The following is a 21,715-nucleotide window of genomic DNA, read 5'->3' as shown; positions in this document are numbered from 1 at the left end:
ATGCCGCCTCGCGTTCTTACCGTAACCTGTCCCACCTGCGGCGCAAGCGTGCGCTGGGAGCCGGCCAGCGCCTTTCGGCCCTTCTGCAGCGAGCGCTGCAAGACTATCGACCTTGGGGCTTGGGCCAGCGAGAGCTTTCGCGTCCCCGCGAGTGAAGATTCGCCCGACAGCGAAGAGTCGGGCGTCTGAGCTTCAGGCGTTCGCGATCGGCGCACCCTGGGCGAAGTAGGTCCTTACCCCCGAGAAAATCGCTTCTGCCATTTTTTGCTGGAAGTCGCTGTCAAGCAGTCGCTGTTCCTCTTCCGGGTTGCTGATGAAGGCGGTCTCGACCAGGATGGACGGAATGTCCGGCGCCTTGAGCACGGCAAACCCCGCTTGCTCCACCCGCCCCTTGTGCAGCCTGTTCAGATTGCCAACCTGTCCGAGCACCGCACGCCCAAGCTTCAGGCTGTCGTTGATGGTTGCCGTCTGTGTCAGATCGAACAGGGTGTGTGCGAGATAGCGGTCGCGGGTGGCGATCTTGACGCCGCCGATCAGGTCCGAATCGTTCTGCGTTTTGGCCAGATAGCGGGCTGCCGTACTGGTGGCCCCCTGCTCCGACAGGGCGAAGACCGATGCGCCGCGGGCCGCCGGCGTCAGGAAGGCGTCGGCGTGGATTGAGATGAACAGGTCGGCGTTCAGTTTGCGCGCCTTGGCGACGCGGACGCCGAGCGGAATGAAAACATCGTCCTCGCGGGTCATGAAGGCCCGCATCTTGCCGCTGTCGTTGATTTTGTCGCGCAGAAGATGCCCGATCTGCAGCACCACGTTCTTCTCGTGGGTGCCGCTCGGTCCGGTCGCGCCAGGGTCTTCCCCGCCGTGGCCGGGGTCGATCATGACCAGGATGGGCCGGCTGCGATCGGTTTTCGGTCGTGTCTGCACATCGGGTTCGCGCAGCTTGCCCTTGTTGTAATCCTCCAACAAGCTGAGCAGCGGGTCATCCTGCGCCGCGACCGGATAAAGGTCGATCACCAGCCGGTTGCGGAAACCGGCAACCGGAGCCAGTGTGAACAGCTGTGGGCGCACCGCGTTTTTCAGCTCCAGCACCAGGCGCACGGTGTCGGGGTTGAACTGGCCGGCGCGCGCGGTCTTGATGAAGGGGTCTGCCGAACTGATCTGGGCGTTGATCTCTTTGAGAATGCCGTTGAGGCGCACGCCTTCGAGGTCGATGACCAGCCGGTCCGGGCCGGTGACGGTGAATTGCTTGAATTTTATGGCGTCGCTGGTTTCCAGCGTGACGCGGGTATAGGTCGACGAGGGCCACACGCGCACGGCGACGATCTGCGTGTCGTCGGCGGCCATCCCCGCGCGGCTGACCGATAGCAGGAAAGTGGCGGCGGCGAGATTCAGCAGTTGCCGACGGCCTGGGTCGAAAGGCGTTTCAGACATGCGAGTCCTGTTTCTGTTAATGCTTTGATATGGTAACACCGGCCTTCGCCTTCGACCTCAAGTCGTAATTCGATATCGGCCGCCGGCAGCAGGGTTCCGGCTTTATCCGGCCATTCGATCAGGCAGAGCGTGTCCGGTGCGAAATAGTCGCTGAATCCGGAGTCATCCCACTCTTGCGGGTCGGCGAAACGGTAGAGGTCGAAATGGTGGACCGTCATCGCGGGCAGAGAGTAACTTTCAACCAGGGTATATGTCGGGCTCTTCACCTTGCCGGCGTAACCGCATTCGGCAAGAAGGGCGCGGGTCAGCGTGGTCTTGCCGGCGCCGAGATCGCCTTGCAGGCGGATGGACATGCCGGGTGCGATGGCGAGGGCGAGGGCGGCGCCCAGCGCCCGGGTCGCCGCTTCGTCCGGCAAGCGCCCGCTGCATTCGCTGCTATCATCGATACCCATGAACGAGAATTCCTTTCAAAAACCGGATTATCCGGAACTGGCGAGCCAAATCAAAGCCTGGGCGCGCGAACTGGGTTTTGCCGATGCCCGCATCAGCCGTGCCGAGCTACCCGCCGAGGCGGCGCGCGAGCTCGATGCCTGGCTGGCAGCCGGCTATCACGGTGAAATGGAGTATATGCAGCGCCATGGGCATAAACGGGTCGAACCGCGGCAGCTGCTTCCCGGCACGCTTACCATTATAACGGCGCGCATGAATTATTGGCCGGGCGGGGCGCGCGATGCGCGCAGCGTGCTGGAAGAGGGGACAAGCGCCTATATCTCGCGCTATGCGCTCGGGCGCGACTATCACAAAGTGTTGCGCGCGCGCCTGCAGCAGCTGGCACGGCGCATCGCCGGCGCCGTCGGCGAATTCGGGCACCGCGTGTTTACCGACAGCGCGCCGGTGGCGGAGGTCGCGCTGGCGGCGCAGTCAGGCCTGGGCTGGCGAGGCAAGCATACCCTGCTGTTGACGCGTGATCAGGGATCGCTGTTCTTTCTCGGTGAGCTGTTCACGGATTTGCCCTTGCCGCCGGACGAGGCGACGAGCGGGCACTGCGGCCAGTGTCGGCGCTGTCTCGACGTCTGTCCGACCGGGGCCATCGTCGCGCCTTATCAGGTCGACGCCCGCCGCTGCATTTCTTACCTGACCATCGAACTGGACGGCTCCATCCCGCTCGAATGGCGCAGTCTCATCGGTAACCGGGTCTATGGTTGCGACGACTGCCAGCTGCACTGTCCGTGGAACCGCTTCGCCGTCGATACCGCCGAAGCCGATTTTGCGGTGCGCAACGGACTGGACCGCTCGCGGCTGGTTGAGCTTTTCGCCTGGAGCGAGGCCGATTTTCACGAGCGGCTCGCCGGCAGTGCGATTTATCGCATCGGCTATGGCAAGTGGCTGCGCAATCTGGCGGTCGGCCTCGGCAATGCGCCGACCAGCGCCGAAGTCGTTGCGGCGCTGGAGGCGCGGAGCGAGGACCCGGACGCTGTCGTGCGCGAGCATGTCGCCTGGGCGCTGGGGCGGCACGCTCTGGCGGTCACTGCGGGCGCGAGGGTGCGATGACCAGGGATTCGCCTTCCAGTACGACCTGCTCGCCGACGCGGCATTCGGTCTGGAAGGTGACGCGCTTGCGGGCCGCGTCGAGCTCTTTGACCGTGACGCGGGCGGTGACGGTCTGACCGATGCGCACCGGCGCCTTGAAGCGCGTCGACTGCGACAGGTAGATCGCACCTTCGCCGGGCAGACGCGTGCCGAGCACCGTCGATATCAGGCTGGCAGTGAGCATGCCGTGGGCGATGCGTCCCTTGAATGGCGTGGTTTCCGCGTATTCCTGGTTCAAATGGACGGAATTGTTGTCGCCCGAGACCGCGGCGAAAAGCAGAATGTCGGCCTCGGTGATGGTCTTGGCATACTGGGCGCTGTCGCCAAGCTGGATGTCTTCGAAGAATACGGTCATGTCCGGGTTTCCTGTTATGTGACGTTAATCAAGCGCGGCACTGCACCTGGACCTTGTGCAATGCAAACCGTTGGGAAATATCGTACTATCACAGTCTAGTGTTTAATTTGCGATGATGTGCATGTCATACTTCAATCAAACGTTTGTTGGCCTGGGGTGCGTGCCGTCCTGGGGGCCTGGGAGCAGGCTTTCAGCTGTCGCATCGGCAATATGCCGCCCTATTTGATAACCCAGAGATGCTCGCTGGAGGAATATGAAAGTTCTAGTCGCTGTAAAGCGCGTTGTCGATTACAACGTGCAAGTCCGGGTTAAGTCCGATGGCTCCGACGTTGATATTGCCAACGTAAAAATGTCGATGAATCCGTTCGATGAGATCGCCGTCGAAGAGGCCGTACGACTGAAAGAAGCGGGCAAGGTTGCCGAAATCGTTGCCGTATCGCTCGGCGTCAAGCAGTGCGAGGAAACGTTGCGCACCGCGCTGGCGATGGGGGCCGACCGTGCCGTTCATGTTGAAACCGATGCCGAGTTGCAGCCCCTGGCCGTGGCCAAGCTGCTGGCGGCCGTTGCGCGCCGCGAGCAGCCGGGGCTATTGCTGCTGGGCAAGCAGGCGATCGACGACGATGCCAACCAGACCGGACAGATGGTCTCTGCCCTGTTGGGCTGGGGGCTGGGATCGGCCGCGTCCAGGGTCGAGCTGAGCGACAGCGTGACGGTAACGCGCGAAGTCGACGGCGGCGCGCAGACGGTCAAGCTGACGCTGCCGGCGGTGGTGACCGCCGATCTGCGTTTGAACGAACCGCGTTTCGTCAAACTGCCGAACATCATGGCAGCCAAGAAGAAACCGCTGGAGAAGCTGACCGTCGCCGAGCTGGGCGTCGATATCGCGCCGCGGCTGAAGACCCTGAAGTTGGCCGAGCCGTCGCCGCGCAAAGCCGGCATCAAGGTCGCAACTGCCGCCGAGCTGGTGGCCAAACTCAAGAACGAAGCAAAGGTGCTATGACATGGCTATTCTCGTTATCGCAGAACACGACAACCTGAACCTCAAGGCGAGCACCCTCAATACCGTTGCCGCGGCTCGCGCCATCGGCGGTGAGGTCGATGTACTGGTCGCCGGGCTGGATTGCCAGGACGTGGCCCGCGCCGCTGCGGCCGTCGAGGGCGTCGCACGGGTGCGGGTGGCCGATGCCGCCATTTATGCTCACGGACTGGCCGAGAACCTGGCCGCTCTGGCCGTGAGTCTGGCCGCTGGTTATAGCCATATCCTGGCTCCGGCCACGACCTTCGGGAAAAATTTCTTGCCGCGCGTTGCCGCCTTGCTCGACGTGGCGCAAATCTCGGATGTGGTCGCGGTCGAAGCCGCCGATACCTTCGTGCACCCGATCTATGCCGGCAACGTCATGGCGACCGTGCAGTCCTCCGATCCGGTCAAGGTGATTTCGGTACGCACCACCGCCTTTGATGCGCCGTCCGGTACGGGCGCGGCCATACTGGAGCCGGTTGCGGCGGGCGGCGACAGTGGCGTGTCCGAATTTGTGTCCGAAGCGCTGATCAAACTCGATCGCCCCGAGCTCGCCAATGCACGGGTCATCGTTTCGGGGGGGCGTGCGCTTGGATCTGCCGAGCAGTTCCACGCCGTGCTCGACCCCCTGGCCGATCGTCTGGGCGCCGCCATCGGCGCGACGCGGGCGGCGGTCGACGCCGGTTATGCGCCCAACGACTATCAGGTCGGCCAGACCGGCAAGGTGGTCGCACCTGAACTGTACTTAGCCCTGGGCATTTCCGGCGCCATCCAGCACGTGGCTGGAATGAAGGATTCCAAGGTGATCGTCGCCATCAACAAGGACGAAGACGCGCCGATTTTCCAGGTGGCCGACTACGGGATCGTCGGGGACCTGTTTACGATTGTGCCGGAATTAATGGCGGAACTCGGCCAGGCATGAAAGCAGGGCGGCCTCGGGGCCGCCCTTTTTTTATCTGCGCCGGACCGGATTGGTTTCATATCACGATGCTGCAAGGAGAAATCGATGATTTACCACGCACCGCTGAAGGATATCCGTTTTGCCCTCAACGAACTGGCCGATCTGGCTGCGGTCTGCTCGCTGCCCGGGTATGAGGATTGCTCGGTTGATCTGGTGGACGCCATTCTGGAGGAGGCAGCCAAGTTCGCCGAAGGCGTGCTTGCCCCGACCAATGTGGCCGGGGACAAGGGTTCGCGCTGGGATGCATCCGGCGTGACGGCTCCGCCCGAGTTCAAGGCGGCGTGGAAGGAGTATGTCGACGCCGGCTGGGTGGGGCTTCGCGCACCGGCCGAATATGGCGGGCAGGGCTTGCCGGCACTGGTGGCCCTGGCCGCCGAAGAAATGTGGTGCTCGTCCAATCTGGCTTTTTCTCTGGCGCCGATGCTGACTCTCGGTGCCATCGAGACGCTGCACCACCACGCTTCGGAAGAACTGCGCGCGCTTTATCTGCCGCGCATGGCCAGCGGCGAATGGACCGGTACGATGGACCTGACCGAGCCGCAGGCCGGATCGGATCTGGCGCAAGTGCGCTGCAAGGCGACGCCGGATGCCGAAGGCCGCTATCGTATCAGCGGGCAGAAAATCTTCATCACCTGGGGCGACCACGACATGGCCGCCAACATCGTGCATCTGGTGCTCGCGCGCTTGCCGGATGCTCCGCCCGGAGTGAAAGGCATCTCGCTGTTTCTGGTGCCCAAATTCCTGGTCGATGCCGACGGCAGCCTCGGCGAGCGCAACGATGTGCGTTGCGTGTCGCTGGAGCACAAACTCGGCATCCACGGCAGCCCTACTGCCGTACTCAGCTACGGTGACGGCGGCGGCGCGATCGGCTACCTCGTGGGCGAGGCGCACAAGGGGCTCGCCTATATGTTCACCATGATGAATCACGCGCGTCTCGGCGTGGGGGTCGAAGGGATGGCGGTTTCCGAGCGCGCCTACCAGAAGGCGGTCGAGTATGCGCGCGAGCGGGTGCAGTGCCGCGGCATCGGCCTCGATTCGCCGGACAGCGTACCCATCATTCGTCACCCCGATGTGCGGCGCATGCTATTGACCATGCGCGCCCAGATCGAGGCTCAACGCGCCCTGGCCTGCTACGCGGCGGCGGCGCTGGACCGCGCGGCGCGGCATCCGGTCGAGAGCGAACGCGCGCGCAATCAGTCGTTGCTGAATTTTCTCATTCCCATCGTCAAGGGGTGGAATACCGAACAAGCCACTGAAATCACGTCGCTGGCGATGCAGATTCACGGCGGTAGCGGCTATATCGAAGACGCGGGCGTGGCCCAGTATTTCCGCGATTCGCGTATCACGTCGATCTATGAGGGCACGACCGGCATTCAGGCGCTCGATCTGATCGGACGCAAGATCGCGAGCGAGCACGGGCGCACCGCGCGCACGCTGCTGACCGAGGTGGTCGTCACCGTCGAGAAGCTGCATGCGATAGGACTGGCGTCGCTGGCGAACAATCTGGGGCTGGCTGCAGCCCATGCCGGTCGCTGCGTCGACTTCATCCTGGCCAATTACGGCGACGATCCGCAGTTGCCCGCGGCGGGGGCGGTGCCTTTCCTGCACCTGATGGGCCTGGTGCTCGGCGGCTGGCAGATGGGGCGTGCGGCGCTGGTTGCCTCGCAGCGTCTGAGCGACGGCGACGACGATGTCGCTTTCCTGCGTACCAAATTGATGATCGCCCGCTTTTACGGCGAGCACTTGCTGCCGCGCACGCATGGGCTGGCCGCGGCCATTACCGATGGCGCCGCCAGCGTTATGGCGCTGGACGAAGCGCAGTTCTGACCGTCCCTGCCGGCGCCTGCGGGCGCCGGCAGGGCGTTTTCTGCGGCTTGTTTCCCACCCCGTTCGACCGGCTTCCCTTGTTTCTCATGTATACCTGGCTTTAATATCCGCTAGAACTGTAAATACGGATCCCTGCGCGCGGTCGGCGCGGCGGGGAGACGAACGCGCCGGGGCTGTCGCCGGCTACTTACTGGTCCAAGGGCCACTTGTCGTTACCGCGTCAGTCTTCTTATGCTTGAAGCTCGCTCAGAAAAAGGAACGAAATGTCGCAACCGTGGCGGTGGAGAGCGAGGTTGATGGTGAACGGCGGCGTTTCGGCCGGCCGGATCGCATTCATGCTCCCTTTGCTAGCCGGTGCCGCGGCACTGGTCTGCCTGGGCGCCGCCATGTCGTGGTTGCTGGCACCGGCCCCTTTCGTGCGGTGGTCGCTGACGGCACCGGCCCCGCGTGCCGCCGTCGCCCGCATCACCGCGCAGCACTGGTTCGGGGAGGTCGTGCGTCGGCAGGAGACGCCGCCGCCCCTGAGCGTGGTCGGCGTGTATGCACCGCAAGGCGCATCACCCGGCTTCGTCATCGTGGACGAGGGCGGGCATGAGACGTCGCTTGTCGTCGGTGCGACGACGGCCGGGGGGTGGACGCTCAAGCGGGTGACCGCGGACGGCGCCGTGATGTCGTCCGCCGACGGCGAACGACTGCTGTCCCTGCTCGCCGCGCGCAGCGCGACTGCCTCTCCCCCCGGCGCCCCCGCCCCCGGTTCGATGTCGTCGTCCGATATTTTGCAACCGCCCCCCCCTCTGCCTGCACCAGGGACCCCATGATCCGAATTCATCGCCGCACTTTGTCCTGCCTCGCCGCCGCGCTGGTACTGGCCTGCCTGGCCCGAACCGTCGCAGCAGAGCCGGTCATGCTCAATTTCGTCAACGCCGATATCGAAACCGTGGTGCGCGCCATCGGTCAGATCACCGGGAAGAACTTCATCCTCGATCCTCGCGTCAAGGGAACGGTCAATATCGTGTCCGCGCATCCCGTGCCGCAGGAACTTGCCTATCAGATCATGCTGTCCTCGCTGCGCCTGCAAGGCTTCTCGGCGGTCAGCGGGCGCGGCGTGATCAAGATCGTCCCCGAGGCGGATGCCAAGCTGCATGCCGGCATGGGGAGTCCGCACCGAAACGATGGCGACCGGCTCATCACCAAGGTCTTCATCCTGAAAAACGGCAATGCCACCCAGTTGCTGCCGGTGATTCGCCCTATCGTGTCGCCCAATAATGTGGTTTCGGTCTTCGCCCAGGGCAATGCGCTGGTGGTGACCGACTATGCCGACAACCTCAATCGCATCGAATCCATCCTCGAAACCGTCGATAGCGCGATCGAGGGCGACACGGCGGTGATCCCGGTCCAGTACGGTTCGGCGATCGAGTTGGCAAGCATCCTCAACAAGCTGATGCAGGATAGCTCTGCCGGCGATGGCAGCGGCAGCGGCAAGGTGAATATCGTTGCCGACGGCCGCGCCAATCTGCTGCTCGTGCGCGCCGATACCCCGAGCAAGGTCGGCAAGGTCAAGTCCCTGCTCAAGCTGATAGACCAGCCCGGGCAGGCCGGGGCGAATGTGCGCGTGATTTACCTGAAAAATGCCGATGCGGTGCGGGTGGCGCAGGCCCTGCGCTCGCTGCTCGCGTCTGATGCCGGGCAACTGCCGACCACCGTGTCGCGCAGCGCATCCTTGCCGACCTCGGCGGCTGGCGCGGGACAGAATTCATCGTCCACCGGCTCATCGAACGGAAACATGTCGTCCGGTTCGTCCTCAGCCTCGTCCACCGCCGGCGCGGGCGGTGCGGCCACCGGCGCGGCGACCACGGCGGTGGCCGAAGTGGCGGCCGGTTCGGCCGGTTCGCTGATTCAGGCCGACAGTGCCAACAATGCGCTGATCCTCAATGTGCCGGACGCGATGTATGCCAATCTGCGCAATGTGATCGATCTGCTCGATCGTCGCCGCGCCCAGGTCTATGTCGAGACGCTGGTGATGGAGGTGTCGGCCACGCGCATCGTCGATCTGGGCATGCAATGGCAGGCACTCGGGGGGCTGGGATCGAGCGGGGTCAGCATCGTGGGGGGGACCAACTGGACCGGGCAAACCTCGCCTTCGCTGGGCACCATCAATGGGAGCACAACCGGCTATACCACTCTGAGCAGCAGCAGCGGTCTGAATATCGGCATCTCCAAAGGGACCATCACCATCCCCGGCATCGGTACCGTGCTGAATATGGCCGCCCTGGCGAGCCTGCTGGAAAACGAGGCGCAGGGCAATCTGCTGGCGAACCCCAACATCATGGCGACCGACAATCAGCCGGCGACGATACAGGTCGGGCAGGAGGTGCCGATCCTGACCGGGCAATATGCGACCAGCTCCAGCACCAGCACGGCGACGCCGTTCAATACGTATTCGCGCCAGCGCATCGGATACCGGCTCGATATCACGCCGCAGATTTCCGAGGGCGGGGCCATTCGCATGCACATCTACCAGGAGGCGGCAGCGATCGCCGCCGGTACGGCGAGCAACTCGGCCGGGCCGACGACCAACTACCGCACCATAGACACCACGGTCACCGTCGATGACGGCGGGGTCATCGCGATCGGCGGGCTGATCCAGGACAATGACAGCGTGAGCGAGGACAAGGTGCCGCTGCTTGGCGACATCCCCTGGCTTGGCTGGTTGTTCAAGCATCAGAACCGTACCCATACCAAAACCAACCTGCTGGTTTTCCTGCGTCCGACCATCGTGCGCGACGACCTCGGTGCGATGACCATCGCGACCGATCGCTATCAGTACATCATCGGCGAGAGCAACAGGGCCGCGACCAGCAAGCTGCCTTTCGATCCGGCCGCGGTGCGCAATGCCATGCCCGGCGGTCTGCGCACCCTGCTGACCCCCTCGATGCCGGCGCCGCTGGCCCCTGCGCCGACGACAGTGCCGGCGCCGACCCCCGCGCCGCTGGCACCCGGAGCCGTCGCGCCATGACATCGCCGCTGCTGCCGTTCGCCTTCGCCCGCAATAACGGAGTCATGTTGCAGGGTGACGGGGCCGCGCGCGTGCTGTTGCTGCGCGAGGGCGCGTCGGATAGCGCCTGGGCCGAGGTGTTGCGTCTGCACGGCACGCCGTCGGGCCTGGAGGTGCTGGCACCGGAAGCGTTCGAACGTCGTCTGTCCGAGCTCTATTCCGATCGCGACGGCGCCGCCGGCATGGTCGACGATATCGGGCAGGATATCGATTTGAGCCAGATGATGGATGCGCTACCGGCGGTCGAAGATTTGCTGGAGGCCGAGGATGACGCGCCCATCATCCGCATGATCAATGCGCTGCTGATGCAGGCATTGCGCGAGCAGGCGTCCGATATCCATATCGAAGCGTTCGAAGATCGTTCGCTGGTACGTTTCCGCCTCGATGGCACCTTGCACGATGTGGTGAGTCCGCATCGCGCGCTGCATGCGGCGATGGTGTCGCGTATCAAGATCATGGCCAATCTCGATATCGCCGAGAAACGCATTCCGCAGGATGGCCGCATTTCGCTGCGGCTGGGCGGTCGCCCGGTCGATGTCCGCGTCTCGACCTTGCCGACGAGTCATGGCGAACGCGTGGTGCTGCGGCTGCTGGACAAGGAGGCGGTGCGTCTCGACTTGTCTACGCTGGGAATGGCCGATGATACCCTGCAGGCCGTGGACCGGCTGATCCGGCAGCCGCACGGAATCCTGCTGGTGACCGGTCCGACCGGTTCCGGCAAGACCACTACGCTCTACGCGGCGCTGTCGCGGCTCGATGCGGCGCGAACCAATATCATGACAGTGGAAGACCCCGTCGAGTATCACCTCGACGGCGTCGGACAAACCCAGGTCAACAGCCGTATCGACATGTCATTCGCCAAAGCCTTGCGCGCCATTCTGCGGCAGGACCCGGATGTCATCATGATCGGTGAGATCCGCGATCTCGAGACCGCGCAAATCGCGGTTCAAGCCTCACTGACCGGACATTTGGTGCTGGCGACATTGCATACCAACGATGCGGCCAGCGCGGTGACGCGGCTGGTCGACATGGGGGTCGAGCCCTTCCTGCTGGCGTCATCCTTGCTCGGTGTCATGGCGCAACGCCTGGTGCGCCGGCTGTGCCCGCTGTGCAAGCGGCCCTATCCGGCGACGACCCGCGAGGGGGCGACTCACTATCGTCCCCACGGTTGTCCCGAATGCGCGCATACCGGTTATCGCGGACGTTACGGTATTTATGAGTTGATGGTTTTCGACGAACAACTCGCGCATCTCACGCATGAGCGTGCCTCGGAACAGGCGCTGCGCGAGCAGGCCCTGTCCGGCGGCATGCGCATGCTGCGCGAAGACGGCATGCGCTGGGTCGATGCCGGCGAGACCGCGCTGGAGGAAATCCTGCGCGTGACGCGGAGCAATTGATCGTGGCGAGCTTTCGCTATCTGGCGCAGGACGCTGCCGGGCGCGAGGTCAAGGGGATGGGCGACGCCGATTCCGCGCGTGCCATGCGCGCCCAGTTGCGCGAGCGTGGACTGTGGCCGGTCGAGGTCAAGCCCGTACTTGCCGGCGGCGGACAGGGGGGCTTGCGCCGCGGGCTGTCCACTGCGGAGCTGGTGCTGTTGACGCGCCAGCTGGCGACGCTGGTCAGTGCCGGGCTGCCTCTGGAGCGCGCGCTCGCGGCGGTGACGGAGCAGTCGGAGCAGGCGCGCACGCGACAGGTGCTCGCGGCCCTGCGCGACGACATTCTCGCCGGCAAGAGCTTCGCCCAGGCGCTGGCCGGCATGCCGCGCGTGTTCGGCGCCTTGTATTTGGCGCTGGTCGAAGCCGGCGAGCGTAGCGGGCATCTCGATCTGGTGCTGGCGCGGCTGGCTGATTACCTCGAGTACAGTCAGGCCACGCGGCAGAAGGTTCTGCTTGCGCTGGCCTACCCGGCCGTGGTGTCGCTGGTTGCCTTGCTCGTGGTGTCCGGACTGATGACCTATGTGGTTCCGCAGGTGGTCGGCGTCTTTCGCGATACGCATCAGACCCTGCCCTGGCTTACGCGCGCCCTGATGGCGTGCAGCGATTTTCTGCGGCAATGGGGGCTGGCCCTGCTGCTCGGCCTGTTGCTGAGCGGCGCCGCCGCACGCCGTGTACTGGCCCGGCCCGGTCCGCGCCTGCGCCTGCATCGGCGCCTGCTTGCGCTGCCCGTGCTCGGGCGCCTGCTGCGCGCGCTCAATACCGCGCGCATGGCCAGTACGCTGGCGATACTGGTCAGCAGCGGCGTGCCGCTGCTGACCGCAATGGAGACGGCACGCAGCCTGCTTGGCATGGTGCCGATGCGCGATGGACTGGACGAGGCCATGGTGCGCGTGCGGGAAGGCAGCAGCCTGGGGCGGGCCCTCGGCTCGAGCAAGCAGTTCCCGCCGGTCCTGATCCATCTGATCGGCAGCGGCGAGGCGAGCGGCACGCTGGCGACGATGCTGGAACGGGCCGCCGCGCAGCAGCAGCAGGAGGTCGAGCGGCGGTTGGCCACCCTGACCACGTTGATGGAGCCGCTGTTGATACTGCTGATGGGAGGCGTGGTGATGGTGATTGTTCTGGCCATCATGCTGCCCATTCTGGATATGAACCAAATGGTTCGCTAACCCTGCTGGAGTTGTGATGCACACAGAACGGCAAGCGCGCGAGCGCGGTTTTACCCTGATCGAAATCATGGTGGTCATCGTCATCCTCGGCGTACTGGCCGCGCTGGTGGTGCCGCGGGTGATGGGGCGCCCCGACGAGGCGCGGGCGGTCGCCGCCAAACAGGATATCAATACCCTCATGCAAGCGCTGAAGCTCTACCGTCTCGACAATGCGCAGTATCCGAGTGCCGAACAGGGCCTGGCCGCCCTGGTGGAAAAGCCTTCGCTGCCGCCCGAGCCGAAAAACTGGAAGCCCGGCGGCTATATCGAGCGGGTGCCGGTCGATCCCTGGGGAAACCCGTATCGCTACGCCAATCCCGGCACCCATGGCGAGATCGATGTCTGGAGCCTGGGGGCGCATAGCGATGGCGATGCGTCCGCCGCCGCCTCGTCGGTGATCGGCAACTGGGGCACATGAGCCGTGCCTGGGCGCGACCGCGGCTTCACGCTGCTAGAGGTCATGGTGGTGCTGTTCATCATCGGCATCATGGCCAGTGTTGTCAGCCTGTCGCTGGCGCCGAACACGCAACGCCTGGCCGACGACGAAAGCGAGCGTTTTGCGCGCGTACTGGAACAGGCGGTGGATGCCGACGAAATGGGCGACACCCTGGGGCTGGTGTGGACGGCAGGCGGTTATGGTTTTCGCCGCCAGGATGCGCACGGGCGCTGGCAGCCGACAGGCGAGCCCTTCTTCGCCGACCGCGACTGGCCGCAAGCGGTACGGGCGGAGCCCTTGCCCGGTGTCAGCCCCTTATGGCTGGAGGGACGCAGTGTCGCCCTGCGCCTGACCTTGCATGCGGGCGACCGGATGCGCGTGTTGCGTCTGACGCCCTTGGGTCGGGTCGAACGGGAGGGGACGTGACGCGCCGCACACGGGGCTTCACCCTGTTCGAAGTGCTGGTGGCGCTGGCTATCATGGCGGTGGCGCTGGCGGCCTTGCTGCGCGCGAGCGGTGTCGCTGCCGATAACAGCGCCGCCTTGCGCTCGCGCATGCTGGCCGCTTGGGTCGCGCAAAACCGTCTGGTCCTGCTGCGTGCCGCCCATGTCTGGCCTGCGGTGGGCACGGATGCGGGCGAAGCGGAGGAGGATGGACGGCGCTGGCGCTGGGAGCGCGTTGTCAGTCCGACGCCTAACCCCTCCTTTCGCAAGGTGGTCGTGCGTGTACTCGCGCCGCAGGCGCAACGCTATGTTCTGGCGGAAATGACCGGCTATCTGAAACAGGAAGTGAATCCATGAGGCGCGTCCGCGATCGGCGCCAGGCTGGCATGACCCTGATCGAGATTCTGGTGGCGATGAGTCTGATGGCCATCCTCTCGGTGCTCGGCTACCGCGCCTTCAGCGCGCTATTGATGACGCGCGAGCGCCTGGTCGAGGTTTCGCGGCAATGGGTGGGGCTCGCGCGCGCTTTCCGGCGCGTGGAGGGCGATATCGGGCGCCTGGCCCCGCAGGTTGCGCCCGTGGCCGGAGCGGCCCCGGTTTTGCGTCTGACGCCGGATGGCGGCGGCAGGCTCGACCTGCTGGTGTTTTCCGTGCGTTATCCGGATGGCGTGGAATGGATACGCTACCGCGGCGGCGCCGACGGTGTGCGCTGGTCGGCCGCCGCGCCCGCAGATATCGACAAGCAGGCCGGCTGGCGTTTGCTGGACCCGGGCGCCAGCGTGCGCTGGCGCCTGCTGTTGAGCGACGGACGCTGGGTGGAGTCCTGGCCGCCTCTCCTGGCTAGCGCTGCCGTGCCGCGCGTGCTGGAAATGACGGCCAGGCTGCCCGGCGAGGCGCCGATCCGGCGGCTGTGGAATCTGCCATGAAGCGGCGACAGAAAGGGATGGCGGTCGTCATGGCGCTGCTGGTGGTGGCGCTGGCGGTCAGCGCCGCAGCGCTGGTGATGTGGCAGCAGGGCCTGTGGTGGCGTCAGGTCGAAACCGACAGGCAGCGGGCCCAGGTCGCTCTGGTCACCGAGTCCGGCATCGAATGGGCGTTGTCCATGCTGGCTTATAACAACCAGTCGTCCAGTGCGGTTTATCTGGGGCAGTTATGGGCTTCGCCGTTGCCCCCGACCGATGCCGAGGGGGTTCGCCTGCGCGGCCAGTTGTACGACATGCAGGCGCGCTTCAATATCAACGCCCTCGCGCACGGCGGCGATACGGCCGATCCGCTGAGGGTGGAACAATATCGCCGCCTGCTGGCGGGCCTCGGGCTCGCGCCGTCGCTGGCCGACTCCCTGCTGCGCTGGATGCGCCTGCGGCTGCCGCCGGAAGGGTCGAAGGCGCCGCTGTCCGCCGCCCCGGTGACGGCGCATCTGCTTGAGCGTATCGGGATGCTGGCCTGGGTCGAGGGCTATACCCCGGAGGTGAGGGCACGACTGGCCCCCTATGTTGCGGCGTTGCCGGCCGAAGTGAAGTTCATCAATATCAATACGGCGCCGCCGTTGTTGCTGCGGGCGCTGCTGCCCGAACTGGGTTCCGGCGATCTCGAGTTGCTGCAGGCGCAACGCAAGGTCAATTATTTTCGCGATGTTGCCGATGTGCAGAGCCGGCTGAGGAGCGTGGCTACCGTCACGACGCTCGGGCAGTGGCTGGGTGTCGGGTCGGCTTATTTCGGGCTGGATTGCGACGTGCGGCAGGGCAAGGTGGTGTTGCGGACCCGCGCGCTGTTGCAAGTCGACGGTGCGCATACCCGTCTGCGCTGGCGCGAGGAGGGTGCGCCGCCGGTGCTGACTGTGGAGAATCATGATAACGCTGCGACTGTTTTTTGACGACGGCTGGCCCGACGCTGTCCCCGTTCTCGACTGGACGCTTCTGGCCAGCGATGGCGAGCCCGCAAGAAGCGGGCAGGGAGCCGTCGGCGACTGGCCGGACGCCCGGGTGCATGAACTGGTGTTGCCGGCCGGTCGTACCCTGTTCGCCCGTGCCGCCTTGCCTGCCTCGACGCGGCAGAGTTCGGGCGCGCTGCTTGGCTTCGCACTGGAGGAGCGCCTGCTCAACGAGCCTTCCGCCAATCTGTACCTGGCCGGTTCCATCGCGGCAGACGGACAGCGCGAGCTGGCCGCGACCGAGGCGGCCGGAGTGCGCCGCGCGTTGGCGACCTTGCGTGCCATGGGGCGAGCGGTTGAACGGGTGTTGCCCGAGGAATGCCTGCTTCCCCTGCCCCCGGCGGGCGACTGGTCCGTTGCCGCAACGCGTCATGGCTACATCGTCCGTTGCGGCGAGCTGGCGGCGCATTTCGTGCCGGCGGGCGAACTGGCTTTACCCTTGTTGACACGCTTGCTGCGCAACGACGCCCCACATGCCGTACGGGCCTGCGGGGCGGAGGCGCTGGAGCTCATGAGCGAAGCCGCCGCGCTTGCGGATTGGCAAGGGGCGCTGAGCCCGTTGCCCGAGCGCGATTGGCGGCATGCGGCAGCGACGCAAAGCGGCGATTTTGCGCGTGGCGAGCTCGCGCCGCGACCTGGCTGGGGCGTGTGGCATGCCCCGTTGCGCCGCGCTGCGCGGATCCTGGCGCTGACCCTGCTGCTCGTGGTGGCCGGTGCCGGAGTGCGTACGGCCTGGCTCGGCTGGCAGAGCGCGCGCCTGGCTTCGCAAGCGGGCGAGCTCGCCCGGGGGCTGGTCGGGGGGGCGGTGGCCACGGATCAGCTCGCGCGCCGTGCGCTGCTTGCGGTCGACCGGCTGCGCCTGGCTCGCGGCCTGCCGGCAAGGGACGATGCGCTGGAAGCGATGGGTGCCCTGGCCGCGTCCGGCGGCGGCGTGCGCGCGCAAACCATCGACTACCATGACGGACGTCTGACGCTGCGCGTCGTACCTCCGGCCGTCTCCGAGCTTGCCGCATGGCGCGAGCGTCTGGCGCAACGCCGCTATGTCCTGCAGACGCGTCCGCTGGGTGCCGATGCGATGGAGATACAGATCATCAGGGAGCCCTGAATGCGTACATCTTTGAAACAGGCCGCGAGACTGTTCTGGCTGCAACGCAGCCGGCGCGAGCGGGGTTTGCTGACGGTCATGGCCGTCCTGCTCGCCGTTGCCGGCTTCTGCAATCTGGTCTGGGTGCCGTTGTCGGCCACCGAGCGTCGTCTCGACGAGAGTGTGCGGATGCGGCAGGCGCAAGTCGTCTGGTTGCAGTCGCTGACGCGCGAAGCCGCCTCCTTGCGCGAGCAACCCTTGCGTCCTCCGCTGGCGGCTTCCGAACTGATGGCCTTGCTGCGGCAAGGCGCCATCGATGCCGGACTGGCGCTCGATCGGACCACACTGCTCCCCGAGGGCGAACATGGGGTCGTGCTGCAGGGAAAAGTCGTCTTTGACGACTGGTTGCGCTGCGCGGCTATCCTGTCGGAGCGTTACCACTTGCGGCTGACCGCATTTCATGTCGAATCCGATGCCGCGCCCGGACAGGTCAGCGTTCGCGCCGTCTTCGTCCATGGCGGTGCCGAGGCGTGAGGGCGGGTTATCTGCTGTTGCCGGGGCTGCTGCTGCTGTCGCTGGCGGGGCTGGCGAACCTGCCCGCGAGTTGGCTGGATGCTTCTCTTGCTCGCGCGAGCCACGGGCGCTGGCGCTTGCTGGCGGCGGAGGGAAGCGTCTGGGAGGGGGGCGCCACGCCGGCCTTCATGGGGGAGGATGGCCAGGTGCTGCCTCTGGCTCGACTCGCCTGGTCTTGGCAGGGGCGCGCATTATGGCGCGGCCGGCTGGCGTGGCAGTTGAACGCGGGAGCCGGCAACGGCGCCCGCATCGAATTCGGGCGTAATGCCCTGCTGCTGGAAAAGGTGTCGTTGCAGCTGCCGGTTGCCGCGTTGGCCGGGCTTGACCCGGCCTGGCGCAATGCGGGTCTCGGCGGCGACCTTGACGTGGATGTACGGCGCCTGGCGTGGGAGGGGGGGCGTTTCGACGGCGGAGCCCATCTGGAGTGGATGGCGGCCAGTTCTGCGCTGAGCACGGAGATGCCCTTCGGCCGCTATGCGCTGGAAGCCAGCGCAGACGGAACCGGACTCGCGCTGCATCTGGGGACGCTGGCGGGTCCGCTGGCGCTCGCTGGCGACGGGCGCTGGCAGCCGGGGGCGCCGGTGCGGATGGCGGGGCGTGCGGACAGCCCGCCCGAGCGCTATCCGGCGCTCAAACCCCTGCTGCTGATGCTGGGGCGGCCGGACAGCCCGACCGGTGCGAGCTGGCGCTTGCTGCCGTCGTGATCTGCGGTCGCGGCGGATGGCTGGCGCTAAGTCTTGCCTAAGACTGCTGCCTTATCCTGAGCGTCATGTTTTCCGCTGAGAAAGAAAATCATGCGTTCGATAAGCCGCATCATTGCTTCACTTGTCCTGCTCGGAGCATCCGGCCTGAGCCTGGCGTCCACGGCGCCGGATCGCGAATCGGAACAGTCGTCGCCGGTGGAGAGCCGGATGAAGCTGTCATTGCGCCAGGCCGGCTATACGATCAAGCTGTTCCGTGAAACCGGCGTCTGCTATGAGGTCTGCGCGCGGGATCGGCGTGGCAGGGAGGCGGAGCTCTATTTCAACCCGGTGGATGGTTCGATCGCGAAGAAGGGCTGAAGCGTGCCGGGTGCAAGAGGGAGATGTTGATGCGGGTATTGCTGGTGGAAGACGACGCGATGATAGGCGACGCGGTCGAGCTGGCCCTGCGCATGGAGGCCTACGCCGTCGATCGCGCACGAGACGGCATCGTCGCATTGCAGGCTTTCCGTGCCCAGCGCTATGACCTGGTATTGCTGGATCTCGGCTTGCCAGGGCTGGATGGCATGGAGGTGCTCGGCGCAATGCGCGCCGGGGACGATCCGGTGCCGGTGCTGGTGATTACGGCGCGCGATGCGATTGAAGCCCGGATCAACGGCCTCGACCTGGGAGCCGACGACTATGTGCTCAAGCCTTTCGATATGGGCGAGCTGCTGGCGAGGATGCGCGCTCTGCTGAGGCGCAAGGGCGGCGTGGCACGCGCGATGCTTGGCAACGGGACCCTGACGCTGGACCCGGCGACGCGTGAAGCGGGCGGCGCGCACGGTCCGGTCAGGCTGAGCGGGCGCGAGTTCGCCCTGCTGCAGGCGCTGTTGATCCGGCCGGGAGCCATTCTGTCCCGCAGCCAGCTTGAAGAGCGCATCTACGGCTGGAACGAGGAGGTCGAGAGCAATGCGGTCGAATTTCTGATTCACGGTCTGCGCAAGAAGCTGGGCAGCGACGCGATAAAGAATGTCAGGGGGGTGGGATGGATGGTCGATCGGGAAGGGTAGGGCATTCGCTGCAATTTCGCTTGTCCCTGTACCTGTCGCTGACGATTCTGGTCATTGCCGTCGTGGCCGGCGCGATTTCCTTTCACACCGCGTGGCGCGAAGCCAACGAGATGCAGGACGATCACTTGCGCGAGGTGGCGGAGCTGGTGTCGAATCTGCCGGCCTCTGCGAGCCGTCTGCATTATCGCTCGGATTCCGGCGATGCCGATGCACGGCTGGTGGTCCAGCCGCTGCCGACCCCAGCAGAGGGGGGGCTGGCGCTTGCCGCCGACTTGCCCGATGGCTTGCACACGGTGCGGGTCCGGCATGAAGCCTGGCGCGTCTATGTGGGCACGGTGGATGGCTCGCGTCTCGCCGTGGCGCAGCCGGCCACCGTCCGTGACGAGATCGCACGCGATAGCGCCATGCGGACCTTGCTGCCGCTGGGAGTGCTGTTTCCGCTGTTGTTGCTGCTGGTCGGTGGCTTGGTCGGGCGCATGTTCCGGCCTATGAGGCGACTGGCGGCCGATCTCGACCGCCGCTCGGAACAGGATCTGGGGCCGGTGGCCGCAGAGCGTCTGCCGAGTGAGGTTCAGCCTTTCGTGGTGGCGATCAACAGACTGCTGGCTCGTGTCGAGCGCTCGGTCGGCGAGCAGAGGCGCTTTGTTGCCGATGCGGCGCATGAATTGCGCACGCCGCTGACTGCGCTGTCGCTGCAGGCGGAAAACCTGGCGGGCACCCCGCTGCCGACCGTCGCCGGCGAGCGGCTGAGCGAGTTGCGCGCGGGTCTGGGGCGGACGCGGACCTTGCTCGACCAGATGCTGGCGCTCGCACGCGCCCAAGGTCAGGCGACCGTGGCCGTGGCCCCGGTTTCCCTGCAATCCTCTTTCCGGCTTGTGCTGGAAGAACTGATGCCGCTGGCGCAGCAGAAATCGATCGATCTCGGCGTCTGCGGCGAGGCGGACGGACAGGTCGCCGCGACCCCGCTCGATTTATATACCTTGCTGAAGAATCTGCTCGATAACGCGATCCGTTATACCCCGGAACGCGGGCGCATCGATCTGTCGCTGGCCGTGACCGAGAGCGGGGTGACTCTGCGCATCGACGACAGCGGGCCGGGGATTGCGCCGCATGAGCGCGAGCGCGTGCGCGACCCGTTCTATCGCGTGCTCGGCAGCGAGCAGTCCGGCTGCGGCCTCGGTCTTTCTATCGTAGACACTATCGCGCGCCGCATCGGCGCCACGGTGACCCTCGGCGAGGCGGCTGGCGCCGCGGACTTGGGCGGCCTGCGGGTCGAGGTGTTTTTTCCTGCCGCTTGACCGCCCGGGCCGGGCGGGAGTAATGTCGCATATTGCATGCATATGTCGCATTTGTGTAAGTCATCGGGTGCGACTATTGCCGTAATCCGACAAACGGGTTATCATGCGAAGGTTTAACCAAACGGGGCGTGCGCGAAAGCGCAGGCCCCGTTATTCGCATCTACGCCAGCAAAAATAAGTAAACAGGAGTCAAAGCCAGTGTCATCCGAAGCAGCGATTCTAGTCTTGGCCGACGGGACCCTTTTCAGGGGGCTCTCCATTGGAGCCAGCGGCCATACGGTCGGTGAGGTGGTATTCAATACCGCCATGACCGGCTATCAGGAAATAGTGACCGATCCCTCCTATACCCGTCAGATCGTAACCCTGACCTATCCCCATATCGGTAACGTCGGCGCGAATTCGGAAGATACCGAATCCGGCGCCGTTTTCGCATCTGGCCTGGTGATTCGCGATCTGCCCGTCCTGCACAGCAATTTCCGCGCCGAACAGTCCCTGCCCGAGTACCTGCTCGCCAACAAGGTCGTTGCCATCGCCGGCATCGACACCCGCAAGCTGACCCGCCTGCTGCGCGAGAAAGGCGCCCAGGCCGGTTGCATCATGGCCGGCGACATCGACGAGTCCCGTGCGCTGGAGCTGGCGCGCGGTTTCGGTTCGATGGCGGGGCAGGATCTCGCGCGCGTGGTGAGCTGCGAAAGCGCCTACCCGTGGACCGAGCGCGAGTGGAAACTGGGCGAGGGGTACCGGACCCAGGTCGAGACCCGTTTTCATGTCGTTGCCTACGATTTCGGCGTCAAGCGCAATATCCTGCGCATGCTGGCCGAACGCGGCTGCCGCCTGACCGTGGTGCCCGCCACCACGCCGGCCGCCGACGTGCTTGCTCTCAAACCCGACGGCGTATTCCTGTCCAATGGTCCTGGCGATCCGGAACCGTGCGACTATGCCATTGCCGCAATCCGCGATCTGCTGGCGGCGCGTGTGCCCCTGTTCGGCATTTGCCTCGGTCATCAATTGCTCGGTCTGGCCGCCGGCGGCAAGACCAGCAAGATGAAATTCGGCCATCACGGCGCGAATCACCCGGTGCAGGATCTGGACAGCGGCCGGGTGATGATCACCAGCCAGAACCACGGCTTCCAGGTGGACGAGACGAGCCTGCCCGCGACGGCGCGCGTGACGCATCGCAGCCTGTTCGATGGCACGGTACAGGGCATTGCCTTGACCGACCGTCCGGCCTTCAGCTTCCAGGGGCACCCGGAGGCGAGTCCGGGGCCGCACGATGTCGCCTATCTGTTCGATCGCTTCATCGCCTCGATGGCGGTGTAGGCA

At 65.4% G+C, this 21,715-nt stretch carries 24 protein-coding genes; 21 read left to right on the top strand and 3 right to left on the bottom strand.

Annotation, left to right across the window (positions count from 1 at the left end; genetic code table 11):
- Positions 1-189: a DNA gyrase inhibitor YacG gene (yacG, locus tag G520_RS24665; protein ID WP_084637722.1), complete on the top strand. Its 189-nt coding sequence runs from the start codon at positions 1-3 to the stop codon at positions 187-189.
- 3 nt (positions 190-192) lie between these two features.
- On the opposite strand, the gene G520_RS0119760 is transcribed toward yacG, so the two are convergent.
- Positions 193-1,428, bottom strand: a complete 1,236-nt coding sequence (locus G520_RS0119760; RefSeq protein ID WP_028537165.1) for an N-acetylmuramoyl-L-alanine amidase — start codon at positions 1,426-1,428, stop codon at positions 193-195.
- Entirely contained in the window at positions 1,386-1,880 is a 495-nt protein-coding gene (gene tsaE, locus G520_RS0119755) for a tRNA (adenosine(37)-N6)-threonylcarbamoyltransferase complex ATPase subunit type 1 TsaE (protein WP_028537164.1), read from the bottom strand. Before tsaE ends, G520_RS0119760 begins: the two co-directional genes overlap by 43 nt.
- Between tsaE and queG the strand changes: the two genes are divergently transcribed.
- Positions 1,879-2,979 carry a tRNA epoxyqueuosine(34) reductase QueG gene (gene queG, locus G520_RS0119750; RefSeq protein WP_028537163.1) on the top strand — a complete coding sequence of 367 codons (1,101 nt, stop codon included), beginning with the start codon at positions 1,879-1,881 and terminating at the stop codon, positions 2,977-2,979. The genes tsaE and queG overlap by 2 nt on opposite strands.
- Here the strand turns inward: queG and G520_RS0119745 are convergent.
- Positions 2,954-3,373 (bottom strand): MaoC family dehydratase, encoded by a 420-nt coding sequence (locus G520_RS0119745; protein WP_028537162.1) that lies wholly within the window; start codon positions 3,371-3,373, stop codon positions 2,954-2,956. The genes queG and G520_RS0119745 overlap by 26 nt on opposite strands.
- A gap of 253 nt (positions 3,374-3,626) precedes the next feature.
- Between G520_RS0119745 and G520_RS0119740 the strand changes: the two genes are divergently transcribed.
- The 19 genes from G520_RS0119740 (at position 3,627) to carA (ending at position 21,712) form a co-directional block, all read left to right on the top strand.
- Positions 3,627-4,373, top strand: coding sequence for an electron transfer flavoprotein subunit beta/FixA family protein (locus G520_RS0119740; RefSeq protein ID WP_028537161.1), 747 nt, complete (start codon positions 3,627-3,629; stop codon positions 4,371-4,373).
- Between the two features lies 1 nt (position 4,374).
- Positions 4,375-5,313, top strand: coding sequence for an electron transfer flavoprotein subunit alpha/FixB family protein (locus G520_RS0119735; RefSeq protein ID WP_028537160.1), 939 nt, complete (start codon positions 4,375-4,377; stop codon positions 5,311-5,313).
- An 84-nt stretch (positions 5,314-5,397) separates the two neighbouring features.
- A complete protein-coding gene (locus G520_RS0119730; protein WP_028537159.1) occupies positions 5,398-7,179 on the top strand; it encodes an acyl-CoA dehydrogenase in 1,782 nt (593 codons plus the stop codon).
- A gap of 335 nt (positions 7,180-7,514) precedes the next feature.
- Positions 7,515-7,997 carry a hypothetical protein gene (locus G520_RS0119725; protein ID WP_156877023.1) on the top strand — a complete coding sequence of 161 codons (483 nt, stop codon included), beginning with the start codon at positions 7,515-7,517 and terminating at the stop codon, positions 7,995-7,997.
- A complete protein-coding gene (gene gspD / locus G520_RS23575; protein WP_051229539.1) occupies positions 7,994-10,195 on the top strand; it encodes a type II secretion system secretin GspD in 2,202 nt (733 codons plus the stop codon). Before G520_RS0119725 ends, gspD begins: the two co-directional genes overlap by 4 nt.
- Positions 10,192-11,631, top strand: a complete 1,440-nt coding sequence (gspE, locus tag G520_RS0119715; protein WP_028537157.1) for a type II secretion system ATPase GspE — start codon at positions 10,192-10,194, stop codon at positions 11,629-11,631. Before gspD ends, gspE begins: the two co-directional genes overlap by 4 nt.
- 2 nt (positions 11,632-11,633) lie before the next feature.
- Complete coding sequence (gene gspF / locus G520_RS0119710; protein ID WP_028537156.1) at positions 11,634-12,836, top strand: type II secretion system inner membrane protein GspF; 1,203 nt, start codon at positions 11,634-11,636, stop codon at positions 12,834-12,836.
- A 16-nt stretch (positions 12,837-12,852) separates the two neighbouring features.
- A complete protein-coding gene (gene gspG, locus G520_RS0119705; RefSeq protein WP_028537155.1) occupies positions 12,853-13,293 on the top strand; it encodes a type II secretion system major pseudopilin GspG in 441 nt (146 codons plus the stop codon).
- 3 nt (positions 13,294-13,296) lie between these two features.
- Positions 13,297-13,737 carry a prepilin-type N-terminal cleavage/methylation domain-containing protein gene (locus G520_RS0119700; protein ID WP_028537154.1) on the top strand — a complete coding sequence of 147 codons (441 nt, stop codon included), beginning with the start codon at positions 13,297-13,299 and terminating at the stop codon, positions 13,735-13,737.
- Positions 13,734-14,111, top strand: coding sequence for a type II secretion system minor pseudopilin GspI (gene gspI / locus G520_RS0119695; RefSeq protein ID WP_028537153.1), 378 nt, complete (start codon positions 13,734-13,736; stop codon positions 14,109-14,111). Before G520_RS0119700 ends, gspI begins: the two co-directional genes overlap by 4 nt.
- Complete coding sequence (locus G520_RS0119690; RefSeq protein ID WP_028537152.1) at positions 14,108-14,680, top strand: prepilin-type N-terminal cleavage/methylation domain-containing protein; 573 nt, start codon at positions 14,108-14,110, stop codon at positions 14,678-14,680. The genes gspI and G520_RS0119690 overlap by 4 nt, the downstream gene beginning before the upstream one ends.
- Positions 14,677-15,627: a type II secretion system minor pseudopilin GspK gene (gene gspK, locus G520_RS24160; RefSeq protein WP_028537151.1), complete on the top strand. Its 951-nt coding sequence runs from the start codon at positions 14,677-14,679 to the stop codon at positions 15,625-15,627. The genes G520_RS0119690 and gspK overlap by 4 nt, the downstream gene beginning before the upstream one ends.
- A complete protein-coding gene (gspL, locus tag G520_RS0119680) occupies positions 15,602-16,789 on the top strand; it encodes a type II secretion system protein GspL (RefSeq protein WP_028537150.1) in 1,188 nt (395 codons plus the stop codon). The genes gspK and gspL overlap by 26 nt, the downstream gene beginning before the upstream one ends.
- Positions 16,790-17,302 (top strand): type II secretion system protein GspM, encoded by a 513-nt coding sequence (gene gspM, locus G520_RS0119675; RefSeq protein ID WP_028537149.1) that lies wholly within the window; start codon positions 16,790-16,792, stop codon positions 17,300-17,302.
- The gene (gene gspN, locus G520_RS24155) at positions 17,299-18,045 is read left to right on the top strand and encodes a type II secretion system protein N (protein WP_051229538.1); all 747 of its coding nucleotides are present in this window, start codon (positions 17,299-17,301) and stop codon (positions 18,043-18,045) included. Before gspM ends, gspN begins: the two co-directional genes overlap by 4 nt.
- Before the next feature lie 90 nt (positions 18,046-18,135).
- Positions 18,136-18,402, top strand: a complete 267-nt coding sequence (locus tag G520_RS0119665) for a PepSY domain-containing protein (protein ID WP_028537148.1) — start codon at positions 18,136-18,138, stop codon at positions 18,400-18,402.
- A 29-nt stretch (positions 18,403-18,431) separates the two neighbouring features.
- On the top strand, positions 18,432-19,094 hold the full coding sequence (locus tag G520_RS0119660) for a response regulator (protein ID WP_028537147.1): 663 nt from the start codon (positions 18,432-18,434) through the stop codon (positions 19,092-19,094).
- Entirely contained in the window at positions 19,070-20,392 is a 1,323-nt protein-coding gene (locus G520_RS0119655; RefSeq protein WP_028537146.1) for an ATP-binding protein, read from the top strand. Before G520_RS0119660 ends, G520_RS0119655 begins: the two co-directional genes overlap by 25 nt.
- Before the next feature lie 198 nt (positions 20,393-20,590).
- Entirely contained in the window at positions 20,591-21,712 is a 1,122-nt protein-coding gene (gene carA, locus G520_RS0119650; RefSeq protein ID WP_028537145.1) for a glutamine-hydrolyzing carbamoyl-phosphate synthase small subunit, read from the top strand.
- The last annotated feature ends 3 nt before the right edge of the window (positions 21,713-21,715 follow it).

This window comes from Paludibacterium yongneupense DSM 18731, assembly GCF_000422925.1.
Classification (GTDB): domain Bacteria; phylum Pseudomonadota; class Gammaproteobacteria; order Burkholderiales; family Chromobacteriaceae; genus Paludibacterium; species Paludibacterium yongneupense.
Note: the sequence above shows the minus strand (reverse complement) of the source record. Positions and strands in the feature narration are given on the sequence as shown.

Excerpts from the sequence above, each read along its gene's own strand:
- yacG (WP_084637722.1), top strand. The coding sequence starts at position 1 with ATGCCGCCTCGCGTTCTTACCGTAACCTGTCCCACCTGCGGCGCAAGC.
- G520_RS0119760 (WP_028537165.1), bottom strand. The coding sequence starts at position 1,428 with ATGTCTGAAACGCCTTTCGACCCAGGCCGTCGGCAACTGCTGAATCTC.
- queG (WP_028537163.1), top strand. The coding sequence starts at position 1,879 with ATGAACGAGAATTCCTTTCAAAAACCGGATTATCCGGAACTGGCGAGC.
- tsaE (WP_028537164.1), bottom strand. The coding sequence starts at position 1,880 with ATGGGTATCGATGATAGCAGCGAATGCAGCGGGCGCTTGCCGGACGAA.
- G520_RS0119745 (WP_028537162.1), bottom strand. The coding sequence starts at position 3,373 with ATGACCGTATTCTTCGAAGACATCCAGCTTGGCGACAGCGCCCAGTAT.
- G520_RS0119740 (WP_028537161.1), top strand. The coding sequence starts at position 3,627 with ATGAAAGTTCTAGTCGCTGTAAAGCGCGTTGTCGATTACAACGTGCAA.
- G520_RS0119735 (WP_028537160.1), top strand. The coding sequence starts at position 4,375 with ATGGCTATTCTCGTTATCGCAGAACACGACAACCTGAACCTCAAGGCG.
- G520_RS0119730 (WP_028537159.1), top strand. The coding sequence starts at position 5,398 with ATGATTTACCACGCACCGCTGAAGGATATCCGTTTTGCCCTCAACGAA.
- G520_RS0119725 (WP_156877023.1), top strand. The coding sequence starts at position 7,515 with ATGCTCCCTTTGCTAGCCGGTGCCGCGGCACTGGTCTGCCTGGGCGCC.
- gspD (WP_051229539.1), top strand. The coding sequence starts at position 7,994 with ATGATCCGAATTCATCGCCGCACTTTGTCCTGCCTCGCCGCCGCGCTG.
- gspE (WP_028537157.1), top strand. The coding sequence starts at position 10,192 with ATGACATCGCCGCTGCTGCCGTTCGCCTTCGCCCGCAATAACGGAGTC.
- gspG (WP_028537155.1), top strand. The coding sequence starts at position 12,853 with ATGCACACAGAACGGCAAGCGCGCGAGCGCGGTTTTACCCTGATCGAA.
- G520_RS0119690 (WP_028537152.1), top strand. The coding sequence starts at position 14,108 with ATGAGGCGCGTCCGCGATCGGCGCCAGGCTGGCATGACCCTGATCGAG.
- gspK (WP_028537151.1), top strand. The coding sequence starts at position 14,677 with ATGAAGCGGCGACAGAAAGGGATGGCGGTCGTCATGGCGCTGCTGGTG.
- gspL (WP_028537150.1), top strand. The coding sequence starts at position 15,602 with ATGATAACGCTGCGACTGTTTTTTGACGACGGCTGGCCCGACGCTGTC.
- gspM (WP_028537149.1), top strand. The coding sequence starts at position 16,790 with ATGCGTACATCTTTGAAACAGGCCGCGAGACTGTTCTGGCTGCAACGC.
- G520_RS0119665 (WP_028537148.1), top strand. The coding sequence starts at position 18,136 with ATGCGTTCGATAAGCCGCATCATTGCTTCACTTGTCCTGCTCGGAGCA.
- G520_RS0119660 (WP_028537147.1), top strand. The coding sequence starts at position 18,432 with ATGCGGGTATTGCTGGTGGAAGACGACGCGATGATAGGCGACGCGGTC.
- G520_RS0119655 (WP_028537146.1), top strand. The coding sequence starts at position 19,070 with ATGGATGGTCGATCGGGAAGGGTAGGGCATTCGCTGCAATTTCGCTTG.